Below are 9,128 nucleotides of genomic sequence, written 5' to 3'. Positions count from 1 at the left end.
GGCCGACGGCGTTTCCCGTGCCGGGGGGTGGGCGGCACCCGGAGCCCGTGCCGTGGGGACCTCGGCCGGTCACGCCGGACCGCCCCCGACCGGCCCGGCAGTGCTCGCAGCCCACCCGCCGGGGCAGTCCGAACCGGCTGGGGAGACGTCCCAAGCCCGTCCGAGGGCCGATCCGAACCGGTCGGGCGGACATCCCAGCCCCCTCCGGCGGGCGTCTCGAACCAGCTGGGCGATCATCCCAACGCCACTCGCCAACACCCGGCTCCCCGCCGGGGCTGCGAAGCCCACCCCGACGGGCATCCCAAGCCCGTCCGGCGATTGAGGACGGACCGGCCACCCGGCGCGCCCCGGCCCTACCGTCCCAGCGCCGACACGTCTCCCATCACCACCTGCGGGCGCTTCTCCGGGTCCAGCCAGCGCAGCAGTTCCTTCAGGCGGCCCATCGGCAGTGAGACGCAGCCCTGTGTCGGGCCGCCGTGGTCCACGTGGATCCAGATGCCGCCGCCCTTGGCCGCGCCCAGGGGGCGGGTCCAGTCCAGCGGGGTGGTGCCCGGCTCGCGGTTGTAGTTGATGGCGACCACGTGGTCGAACGACCCGGCCAGTTGCTCGCCCTCGAAGCCGACGCCGCTGACCGTGAAGGCCGGGCCCCGGTCGTACGGGAGTTTCGTCCCCGGGTCGGGCAGTCGGCCGCCCGCGTCCGTCAGGCCGAAGACGCCGATCGGGCTGCGGAGGTCGCCCTGCCGGTGGTCGTCGGTCCAGCCCTTCAGGGCGTTGTGCGCCGGCCACGGGTCGGAGACGGACCGCCAGCCCTCGACGGGGTCGCGCTCGTAGAGGACCAGGGTGGCCCGGTTGGAGTCCGGGGCGTCGCCGGTGACCACGACGGCCTGGCGGCTGTCCTCGGGGATCTGCGACCGGGTCTTCGGGCCGAGCGACGGGATCTCCCTCGGGCGTACGGTCTGCTCCTCGGTCTTGGAGTCCGGCACGGCCCGGCCCAGACCGCCACGCGCGTCGCCGGCCGCGTCGGCGGTCGCGCCCTTGCCGTCCGCCGCCTTCGGGACGGACGACCCTCCCCCGAACCCGCCCGCGCAGCCGCTGAGCAGCAGACCGGCGGCGAGCAGGAGGGCGGCCACTCCGTGCGGCCGTGCGAGGTGAGACATGTGTGACCTTTCAGTTCGCATGGGCCGTCGGAGCCTTGCTGGGCTCGGGACCCGGCCCGAGGGCGGGGTAGTCCGCATCGGTGATCATGTCGTGTACGTCGTCGACGATCCGGGAATTCGCGCTCGCCCCGGCGACACAGACACTCACGTGGATGCCCGCGTCGGCGCCGGGCTCCGGGCCCGCCAGCAGGGCGCCGTACTCCGTGGTGCCCTGGAGCTTGCGGCAGAACGCGGAGGTCTTGTCCAGCGCGTACAGCAGGGGCGGGGTCTGTGCCTTGGTGTGGAGCCCGCTGAACTCCTTTAGGTCCAGCGAGACCAGTACGCCCCCGGGCCGCAGCACCCGGACCGGCTCGCAGGTGGCCTGCTGCCCGGTCCCGCAGGCCGGCGTGACGGTGGGCACCCGCTGGCTGGCGACGAAGCCGCGGGGCTGCCGGCCGCTCGCGGGGTCGCGGGGCACGGCGAGTGCCTGCCAGCCCGGCGGCAGGCGCAGGGTGAGGTCGTAGAGGTCGGGGAAGCGGACGGCGCGGCCCCCCGCCGGGTCGGTCGCCGTGCCGGTCGGGGCCGGGCTCGCGGGTGGGGCGCCCTCGCCGGGGCCGCCGGGCAGGAAGCCGGGCAGCAGCGTGCCGACCACGACGAGACCGGTCACCGCCGCCGCCGCGGTCCCGGCGACGCGGCGGCGCCGACGGCTGCGGGCGGCTCGCTCCCGTACGCGACGCAGCCGCCCCTCGGGAGCGGGCAGCCGGGGCACGGCACGCTCCAGCAGAACCCGCAGCTCGTGCTCGCCGCGCTCGACATGCTCCTCACCCTCTCCGCGCACGCCGCTCACCTCCCTCCTCCACCGGCACCGGCAGCGCGGCCCGCAGCGCGAGCAGCGCCTTCGCCGACTGGCTCTTGACCGTGCCCGGCGCGCAGCCGAGCGTCGCCGCCGTGTCCTCGACGCTCAGGTCCTCGAAGAAGCGCAGCACGACGACCGCGCGCTGTCCGACCGGCAGCGACCGCACCGCGGCGGCCAGCGACTGCTCCAGATCCACGCTCTCGTACGCGTCGAACGAGCCCGCCGCGTCCGGGACTTCGCCGTGCGGCACCTCGCCGCGCCAGCGTCTGCGCCACCACGAGGCATGCGTGTGGACCAGCGCCTTGCGTACGTACGCCTCCGGCCGCTCCCCCGAGATCCGGTGCCACTTGGGCCACACCTTGGCGAGGGTCGTCTGGAGCAGGTCCTCGGCGAGGTGCGCGTCGCCCGTCAACAGCCAGGCCACCCGCAGCAGTCGCGGCCCACGAGCGGCGACGAACGCCTCGAAGTCGCGGTCGCCGCCGCCCTCGCCGCCGCCGTAGCGATCGGGATCGCGATTGGGAGCGCCCCGGTTCATCGTCTCGTCGCCCTCGCCCATCCGTTCGGTCTTCCACGACCGGTCAACGCGCCGGGGTCGCCATCAGGTTGCCCCATGGCAGGAAGACGCCACGCGAAGGGCCCGGAACCGTACGGTTCCGGGCCCTTGAACAGAAAGCGGCTACCTGGCGACTACTTCGCGACCGGCTTGCGGAGCTGGATGTTCAGCTCGCGCAGCCGCGTCTCGTCCAGCACCGTCGGCGCGCCCATCATCAGGTCCTGCGCGTTGCCGTTGAGCGGGAAGGCGATCGTCTCGCGGATGTTGGGCTCGTCCGCGAGCAGCATCACGATGCGGTCGACGCCCGGCGCGATGCCGCCGTGCGGCGGGGCGCCGAGGCGGAAGGCGCGCAGCATGCCCGCGAACTCGTGCTCGACGGTCTCGCGGTCGTAGCCCGCGATCTCGAACGCCTTGAGCATCAGCTCCGGCTCGTGGTTCCTGATCGCGCCCGACGACAGCTCGATGCCGTTGCAGACGATGTCGTACTGCCACGCCAGGATGTCCAGCGGGTCCTTCGTCTCCAGGTCCTCAAGACCGCCCTGGGGCATGGAGAACGGGTTGTGCGAGAAGTCGATCTTCCCGGTGTCCTCGTCCTTCTCGTACATCGGGAAGTCGACGATCCAGCAGAACCGGAACACGCCCTCCTCGAAGTGGCCGGCCCGCTTGGCCGCCTCGACGCGGACCGCGCTCATGATCTTCGAGACCTCGTCGAACTCGCCCGCGCCGAAGAAGATCGCGTGGCCGGGCACGAGCGACAGGCGCTCGGTGAGGACCTTGACGTTGTCCTCGGTGAGGAACTTGGCGATCGGACCCGCCAGCGCGCCGTCCTCGCCGACCCGCACCCACGCCAGGCCCTTGGCGCCCTGCTCGACCGCGTAGTCGCCGAGGCCGTCGAAGAACTTCCGTGACTGGCCGGCGGTGTCCGGCACCGGCAGCGCGCGTACGTGCTTGCCCGCGAACGCCTTGAACTCGGAGCCCTCGAAGACGTCCGAGATGTCGACCAGTTCCAGCTTGGCCCGCAGGTCCGGCTTGTCGTTGCCGTACTTCAGCATCGACTCGCGGAACGGGATCCGCGGGAAGGGGGACGTGACCTCGCGCCCGTTGCCGAACTCGGTGAACAGCTCCGTCATCAGCTTCTCGATCGGCCGGAAGACGTCCTCCTGCTCGACGAAGGACATCTCCACGTCGAGCTGGTAGAACTCGCCGGGCGAGCGGTCGGCGCGGGCGTCCTCGTCGCGGAAGCAGGGCGCGATCTGGAAGTAGCGGTCGAAGCCGGAGATCATCAGCAGCTGCTTGAACTGCTGCGGGGCCTGCGGCAGCGCGTAGAACTTGCCCGGGTTCAGCCGGGAGGGGACCACGAAGTCACGGGCGCCCTCGGGGGACGTCGCCGTGAGGATCGGGGTCGCCATCTCGTTGAAGCCCAGCGCGGTCATCTTGTGCCGGATGGCGGAGATGACGGCCGTACGCAGCAGGATGTTGCGGTGCATGCGCTCGCGGCGCAGGTCGAGGAAGCGGTATTCGAGCCGCCGCTCCTCGTTGACGCCGTCCTCGGTGTTGATCGTGAACGGCAGCGGCCCGGCCGCGCCGAGGATCTCGACGTCGGTGACCTCGATCTCGATCTCGCCGGTCGGCAGCTCCGGGTTCACGTTGTCCGCGCCACGGGCGGAGACCTTGCCGTCGATACGGACGACGGTCTCCTTGGTGAGCTTGGACAGCTCCTCGTTGGCGGGGGTGCCGGGGCGGGCGACGAGCTGGACGAGACCGTAGTGGTCGCGGAGATCGATGAAGAGGATGCCGCCCAGGTCTCGACGATTGTGCAGCCAGCCGCTCAGCCGGACGTCGGTGGAGACGTCAGAGGCGCGGAGCTCGCCGCAGGTGTGGGACCTGTACCGATGCATCGTCGTTCATCCAGTCTTAGCTTTTGGCGGGTGGGCCTGGCCGCACCAGGTTACCGGCAGGGCCGAGGCCGCTTCCCCCGCATTTGCGGGGCCTGCCCGCCGAGCGGTCCCCGCCCGGCCACCCGCACGCCTGCTTGACACCGCACTCCCCACCCGTACCGGTCTAAAGTGGTGCAATGCGTACCGAGGACGTGCTGGCCGCGATCGCGACCGGTGTGTGGCGCTGGGACAACGCCGCGGGGATCGTCACCCTCGACGCGGAGGCGGCACGGCTGTTCGGGCTGCCCGCCGAGCCCACGGTCCTCAGCGAGGCGGCCACCCGCGCGCGCCTGCACCCGGTCGACTGGAACGAGATCTACGCCGTCGTCCGTCTCGCCGTCGCCGAGGGGACGCTCGCCGAGGCCCATGTGCGGGTCGTGGACGCGGAGGGGCGGGTGATCCGTACCATCAGGTCCCGCTCGAAGCCGCTGGTCACGGAGCGGGAGTACGGCGAGGACTACGAGCTGATCGGCACCCTCCAGGAGATCGTCGAACCGCATCAGGGCGCGCTGACCGGCCGGAGCCCGGTCGCCGGTGACTGGCGGCGTTCCCGTGAGGCGTTCCTGCTCGACGCGGGCCGCGCGCTCGCCGAGGCGCGCTCCACCGCCGAGGTGCTGCGGGTCGCGGCGTCGCTGTCGATGCCGGGCTTCTCCCCCGACGGGCTCGCCGTCTTCGGCGTCGACGGCGAGAGGCTGACGATCATCGGGCACCACGGGAACCCGGACAACGCCGAGGGCCCCTTCACCAACATGTCGGTGAACACGAACTACCCGGCGGCCGAGGTCGTACGGACCGGCCGGGCCATCTATCTGCCGACGGCCAAGGAGTTCCACGACCGCTACCCCGCCACCTGGTCGATCGTGAAGGGCTTCGGGCGGCAGTCCTGGGCGTATGTGCCGCTGATCGTCGCCGGCCGCACGATGGGCGCCTGGATGGCCGCCTTCAAGAACCCGGTGACCTTCACGCCGGACGAGCGCTCCGTACTGACGACGGTCGCCCGGATGCTCGCGCAGGCGCTGGCGCGCGCCGAGGTCACCGAGTCGGAGCGCGAGCTGTCGCTGGGGCTCCAGCGCTCGATGATGCCGACGCTGGGGCCGGAGATCCCGGGGATGACCGTCGCCGCGCGCTACGTGCCGACGGGCGGCGGGCTCCAGGTGGGGGGCGACTGGTACGACATCATCCCGCTGCCGGGCGGCGCCAAGGTCGCGCTGGTCATCGGCGACGTCCAGGGGCACGACGTCCGCGCGGCGGGCCTGATGGGACAGCTGCGGATCGCCCTGCGCGCGTACGCCGCCGAGGGGCACCGGCCCGACGCCGTACTGTCCCGTGCCTCGCGCTTCCTGCACGGCATGTACGAGTTCTCGACCGCCGAGGGCCCCACGCACCCCGACCAGAGCGACACGGGCGAGGACCCCGACTACACCGTGCCGCGCTTCGCGACGTGCCTGTACATGGAGGTCGACCCGGACTCCGGCACGCTCGACATCGCACGGGCCGGGCACCCGGACCCGGTGATCCGCTCGGCGGACGGCACGGCGCTCATCCGGCAGACGGCGGGCGGGCTGCCGCTGGGCATCGAGGCGGACTCGAACTACCCGACGACCCGGGTGGTCCTGGAGGCCGGCGACACCCTGATGCTCTGCACCGACGGGCTGATCGAGACCGGCGGGCACGACATGCTGAGCGGCTGGACACGGCTGCGGCCCGTCCTGGAGGACAACACGGGCGTATCGCTGGAGAAGCTCGCCGACGCACTGATCGCGGCGGTCCACGGCCCCGGCTCGCACTACACGACGGGCCCGCTCGCCGACCGCCGCGAGGACGACATCGCGCTGCTGCTCCTCTCCCGGGACAGCTCACCGGCGCGGCGCCCGCCGCGCCGTACGGTGCTGACGATCGCCCAGGCCGAGCCCGAGCAGGTCTCGGAGGCGCGGCAGCAGTTGAAGGGCCTGCTGCACGACTGGGCGGACGAGGAGCAGGTCGACTCGGCGGTGCTGATGCTCTCGGAGATGGCCACGAACGTGCTCGTCCACACGGACGGCGACGCGGTGCTGATCGCGGAGGCGGCAGGGGAGCGGGGCAAGCGCCGGCTGCGGGTGGAGGTCGCGGACGCGAGCGACGAACTGCCGCACAAGCGACGGCCGGGGGAACTGGCGTCGAGCGGGCGGGGGCTGGTGCTGATGGAGATGCTGGCGGACGCGTGGGGGGTGGATCCGCGGGGGGAGGGGAAGTCGATCTGGTTCGAGATCTACGAGAAGGGCTCGGCGGGCTGAGCCGGGGCGGCGACCGGACGGCGGGTCACCGGCCTCCGGCCCCGGTCACGGGGTCCCCGCCGCGTACCGCTCCCGGATCTCCGCGATCACCCCGAACGCCGCCGCCGTCAGCGGCACCGCCAGCAGCATCCCCAGGATCCCCGCCACGCTCGCCCCCGCCGTGATCGCCAGCATGACGACCGCCGGATGCATCTGCACCGTACGGCTCTGGATCATCGGCTGGAGTACGTGTCCCTCCAGCACCTGTACGGCGAGTACGACCCCGAGCGCCCACAGCGCGATCACCACTCCCCGGTCGGCGAGCGCGACGAGCACGGCGACGGCGCCGGACAGGAACGCGCCGAGGTACGGGATGTACGCCGCCACGAACACCAGCGCCCCGAGCCCGACGGCACCCGGCACGCGCAGGATCAGCAGGCCGACGGTGATGCAGATCGCGTCGATGAGCGCGATGAAGGTCGTCCCCCGCATGAAGCCCTCGACGGCCCCGAACGCGCGCCGGGCCATCGCCTCGACGATGTCGCCGGTGCGGGGCGGGGCGACGGAGCGCAGCGCGCCGGCGACCCGGTCGGAGTCCTTGAGGAAGAAGAAGATCAGCAGCAGCGCGAGAACGGCGGTGGCGATCAGCTCGCCGACGACGCTGAGCCCGGTGATCACACCGGAGGCGGCGGTGCCGCCGAACTTGCCGAGCAGGCTCTTCGCGTTCGTCGCGACATCGTCCAGCGACGTCCCGGCGGCCCCGAGGTGCTTGCTGAGATCCCGCCCGGCCTGCTTGAGCGAGTCCATGATCTGGTCGCCGGTCTCGATGAGCGCGCTGACGACGATGTACCCGGCGCCGCCGACGACCGCGACCACGGCCAGGCAGGTCAGCCCGGCGGCGAGGGACTTCGGCATCCTCATGGCGACGAGTCGCCGGTGGAGCGGGCCGAGCAGCGCGGTCCCGAGGATGGCGAGCAGCACGGGGGTGACGGCGGTCTTGAAGGTGACGACGATCCACACGCCGACGGCGACGACCCCGGCGACGAGCAGCAGGACGGCACACCAGGCACCCACCCGCCAGACCTCGGCGGGCAGCACGCCGGGCGTGCCGCTCCCGCGCGAGTTCTCCATCCGCCCACCCGACCACGGCGCTCGCGCCGCTGTCCCACGGATGGGGCCGGGTGGGTGACGGGGTGTCACTCAGAGGTGGAGCGGGGTGGCGGGGGGGGGGGCGTCCGCCCCACCCGCCTGTCGGACTTACGCGGCGGCCGGACTTACGCGGCGTCCGCCGGCACCGTGCCCAGCCGGCCGGACTGGAAGTCCTCGAAGGCCTGCTTCAGCTCGGCGTGGCTGTTCATCACGAACGGGCCGTAGTGCGCCATCGGCTCCCGGATCGGACGGCCGCCCAGCAGGACGACCTCCAGGTCCGGCGCGTTCGAGTCCTGCGACTCGTCCGCGCGGACCGTCAGCGACGAACCCGCGCCGAAGACCGCCGTCTGACCCTTGTGGACGGGCCGCCGGTCGGGACCGACCGCGCCGCGTCCGGCCAGGACGTACGCGAGGCCGTTGAAGTCCTCGCGCCACGGCAGCGTCACCTCGGCACCCGGCCGCAGCGTCGCGTGGATCATCGTGATCGGCGTGTGCGTGATGCCGGGACCCTCGTGCCCGTCCAGCGAGCCCGCGATCACCCGGAGCAGCGCGCCTCCGTCGTGCGACGTCAGCAGCTGCACCTGGCCGCCGCGGATGTCCTGGTAGCGCGGGTCCATCATCTTGTCGGCCGCGGGCAGGTTCACCCAGAGCTGCAGGCCGTGGAAGAGACCGCCCGACGTGACGAGCGACTCCGGCGGCGCCTCGATGTGCAGCAGGCCGGAGCCCGCCGTCATCCACTGCGTGTCGCCGTTACGGATCGTGCCGCCGCCACCGTTGCTGTCCTGGTGGATGAAGGTGCCGTCGATCAGATACGTCACGGTCTCGAAGCCGCGGTGCGGGTGCCAGGGGGTGCCCTTCGGCTCTCCCGGCGCGTACTCCACCTCACCCATCTGGTCCATCATGATGAACGGGTCGAGGTGCTGGTAGGCGATCCCCGCGAAGGCCCGGCGCACCGGGAATCCCTCGCCCTCGAAGCCGCCGGGCGCGGTGGACACGGCGAGCACGGGGCGGGCGACGGCGTCGGCGGCCGCCGTGACGCGGGGAAGGGTCAGCGGGTTTTCGACGGTCACAGCGGGCATTGGGGGCCTCCTCGGCTTTGGCTCCAATTTAGTTGAATGGTGAACATCTGGCAAGCGGCCAGATATTCCGCGCGCCGCCGCGCGCACCGAGCCGGGGCGGCCGGACCTCGACGGCCCCGGTCGACGGCCTCACAAAGAGAGCGCCGGCCGGGCATCAGCCCGGCCG

Annotated in this window: 7 protein-coding genes; 1 reads left to right on the top strand and 6 read right to left on the bottom strand. The window is 72.3% G+C overall.

The features are described from left to right. Window positions 1-353: 353 nt before the first annotated feature. From ACFT9I_RS39735 to aspS, 4 genes are all read right to left on the bottom strand, one after another. On the bottom strand, window positions 354-1,157 hold the full coding sequence (locus ACFT9I_RS39735) for a hypothetical protein (protein WP_382572666.1): 804 nt from the start codon (window positions 1,155-1,157) through the stop codon (window positions 354-356). Between the two features lie 10 nt (window positions 1,158-1,167). Next, the gene (locus tag ACFT9I_RS39730; protein WP_382572665.1) at window positions 1,168-1,974 is read right to left on the bottom strand and encodes a hypothetical protein; all 807 of its coding nucleotides are present in this window, start codon (window positions 1,972-1,974) and stop codon (window positions 1,168-1,170) included. Next, window positions 1,958-2,527: a SigE family RNA polymerase sigma factor gene (locus ACFT9I_RS39725; RefSeq protein ID WP_382572669.1), complete on the bottom strand. Its 570-nt coding sequence runs from the start codon at window positions 2,525-2,527 to the stop codon at window positions 1,958-1,960. Before ACFT9I_RS39725 ends, ACFT9I_RS39730 begins: the two co-directional genes overlap by 17 nt. A gap of 152 nt (window positions 2,528-2,679) precedes the next feature. After that, complete coding sequence (aspS, locus tag ACFT9I_RS39720) at window positions 2,680-4,443, bottom strand: aspartate--tRNA ligase (RefSeq protein ID WP_382572662.1); 1,764 nt, start codon at window positions 4,441-4,443, stop codon at window positions 2,680-2,682. A gap of 176 nt (window positions 4,444-4,619) precedes the next feature. On the opposite strand from aspS, the gene ACFT9I_RS39715 reads away from it, so the two are divergent. Then, on the top strand, window positions 4,620-6,755 hold the full coding sequence (locus ACFT9I_RS39715) for a SpoIIE family protein phosphatase (RefSeq protein WP_382572660.1): 2,136 nt from the start codon (window positions 4,620-4,622) through the stop codon (window positions 6,753-6,755). Window positions 6,756-6,800: 45 nt separating this feature from the next. Here the strand turns inward: ACFT9I_RS39715 and ACFT9I_RS39710 are convergent, their stop codons facing one another. Together ACFT9I_RS39710 and ACFT9I_RS39705 are read right to left on the bottom strand one after the other, a co-directional pair. Further along, complete coding sequence (locus ACFT9I_RS39710) at window positions 6,801-7,865, bottom strand: AI-2E family transporter (protein ID WP_382572658.1); 1,065 nt, start codon at window positions 7,863-7,865, stop codon at window positions 6,801-6,803. A 143-nt stretch (window positions 7,866-8,008) separates the two neighbouring features. Further along, complete coding sequence (locus ACFT9I_RS39705) at window positions 8,009-8,962, bottom strand: pirin family protein (protein ID WP_382572655.1); 954 nt, start codon at window positions 8,960-8,962, stop codon at window positions 8,009-8,011. Between the last annotated feature and the right edge of the window lie 166 nt (window positions 8,963-9,128).

The organism is Streptomyces sp. NPDC057137, from assembly GCF_042670825.1.
Lineage (GTDB): Bacteria > Actinomycetota > Actinomycetes > Streptomycetales > Streptomycetaceae > Streptomyces.
The sequence above is the reverse complement of the archived record's forward strand: the minus strand, read 5'-3'. Positions and strand labels throughout refer to the sequence as shown.